The organism is Paraburkholderia sp. SIMBA_030 (assembly GCF_046535245.1).
Taxonomy (GTDB): Bacteria; Pseudomonadota; Gammaproteobacteria; order Burkholderiales; family Burkholderiaceae; genus Paraburkholderia.
This window is the reverse complement of sequence record NZ_JAWRXB010001865.1, coordinates 1-228: the sequence shown is the minus strand read 5'-3', so window position 1 is coordinate 228 and position 228 is coordinate 1. Positions and strand designations below refer to the sequence as shown.

The following is a 228-nucleotide window of genomic DNA, read 5'->3' as shown; positions in this document are numbered from 1 at the left end:
CCGGTCGCGAGCCAGCCGTCGGCGTCTAGCACCTGCGCGGTTTCGTCGGGACGATTCCAGTAGCCGAGCATCACCTGCGGGCCTTTCACGCACAGTTCGCCGGGTTCGCCGATGTTGGCCCACGTGCCGTCCTCGCGGCGAAAACGGACTTGCGTCGACGGCACGGGCAAGCCGATCGAGCCTTCGAAATCGCGCATGTTCTGTAGATCGACGGGATTGGTCGCGACG

1 protein-coding gene is annotated in these 228 nt (G+C 65.4%); it reads right to left on the bottom strand.

The window, feature by feature from the left end; all coding sequences use genetic code 11:
* Positions 1-228: AMP-binding protein (locus SB772_RS46450; RefSeq protein ID WP_410839328.1), on the bottom strand; the 228-nt coding region annotated here is incomplete at both ends.